Source organism: Allobosea massiliensis, from assembly GCF_042655245.1.
Lineage (GTDB): Bacteria > Pseudomonadota > Alphaproteobacteria > Rhizobiales > Beijerinckiaceae > Allobosea > Allobosea massiliensis.
The window spans coordinates 1-1,455 of record NZ_JBHSLU010000131.1 but is presented as its reverse complement, the minus strand read 5'-3'; the positions used below and the strand labels follow the sequence as shown (position 1 = coordinate 1,455).

The window sequence follows — 1,455 nt, the reverse complement described above, 5'->3', positions numbered from 1 at the left end:
CGCTACCTTGCTCGCGAGGTCTTCGCCCTCATCATGCAGCGCCAGAAGGAAATCAACGCGACACGTATCGCTGCTTGACAAACAGAAGGGCGTCCAAGGCTCGCAGTTCACCAGCCGCGAGTTCACCACCCTGCTAATCGGCGCGGGCATCAGGATCAGCATGGACGGCAAGGGGGCCTGGCGCGACAACGTCTTTGTCGAGCGCATCTGGAAATCGGTCAAATACGAGGAGGTCTATCTACGCGCCTATGCCAGCGTGTCCGACGCGCGCGCCTCGATCGGCCTGTCAATCGGCGTGGAATCGGGGACCGGGATCGGCTTCCAAACGGGGACCATGGCTTTGTGGGTCGCGGCGATCAGGGATCGGCGCGGCGGAGCTGGTCGGGGTTGCACAGCCGCGCCGAGCCCGGTTTCAGATCGGGATGGTCGAGCGCGATCGTCAGGCGCGGTTTTTGAAGCGCCAGCTCTCGTTGCCGGTCTCGATGATGTCGCAGTGATGAGTGAGCCGGTCGAGCAGCGCTGTCGTCATTTTGGCGTCACCGAAGACGGTTGGCCATTCGCCGAAGGCGAGATTGGTGGTGACGATGACAGAGGTGTGCTCGTAAAGCCGGCTGATCAGATGGAACAGGAGCTGGCCGCCAGTTCGCGCGAAGGGCAGGTAGCCGAGCTCGTCCAGGACCAGGAGGTCGAGCCGCGACAGGTGCTCGGCGAGCTTGCCGGCCCGGCCCTGGTGGCTTTCCATCTCCAGCCGGTTCACCAGGTCAGTGGTGTTGTAGAAGCGCACGCGCGAGCTGTTGCGGACACAGTTGCGGGCGATGGCAATGCTGAGATGCGTTTTGCCTGAACCGGTTCCGCCGACGAGCACGACGTTGCGCTGGCTGGCAAGGAACGCGCCGGTGGCGAGATCGCGCACCAGGCCCTCGTTGATCGGCGTCCCGCTGAACTCGAAGGCGTCGATCTCCTTGGCCAGCGGCAGCCTAGACGCTGTCATCTGGTACTTGATCGAGCGGGCGTTCTTCTCGGCGATCGCGGTCGTTAAAGCGCTAATTTGTTGGCGCGCATCTTCGCTTTACCGATTTACCAGTCAGCTTCGGAGGTACTTCACGAGAGCGGCGGCTGCGAGTCCGAGGACTACGAGCAAAAGCAAGCAAATTAGCCACATGCCCCACGACATTGGCCCGTTCATCATCTCCTGCATCATGATCTATCTCCTTTTGCCGCTGTTCCAGGTGGTCAAGCGATAGGAGAACCGGCGGTCTAATCGAACCGGTGAGGCGGTGAGTTCCGCGGCACCGTCCAGGGATAAACAAAGCCGGAGTTGCTACAGGTTCCACGCACACAGAAAAAATGTCTCGTTGGTCGTGTCCCATAGCGTGGTGTAGCTGACGGTGGTCACCGGCGATTGCCGGTTAGGTTTGGGTTGTGAACGCCAACCCTGAACCGAGAGATCCCCGA

Annotated in this window: 2 pseudogenes; one reads left to right on the top strand and one right to left on the bottom strand. The window is 61.1% G+C overall.

Annotated features, from left to right (window positions below):
- Positions 1-94: 94 nt before the first annotated feature.
- Positions 95-283, top strand: a pseudogene (locus ACFPN9_RS27685) (IS3 family transposase); the annotation flags it as partial.
- A gap of 156 nt (positions 284-439) precedes the next feature.
- Here ACFPN9_RS27685 and istB read toward each other — a convergent pair.
- Positions 440-1,039, bottom strand: a pseudogene (istB, locus tag ACFPN9_RS27680) (IS21-like element helper ATPase IstB); the annotation flags it as partial.
- Between the last annotated feature and the right edge of the window lie 416 nt (positions 1,040-1,455).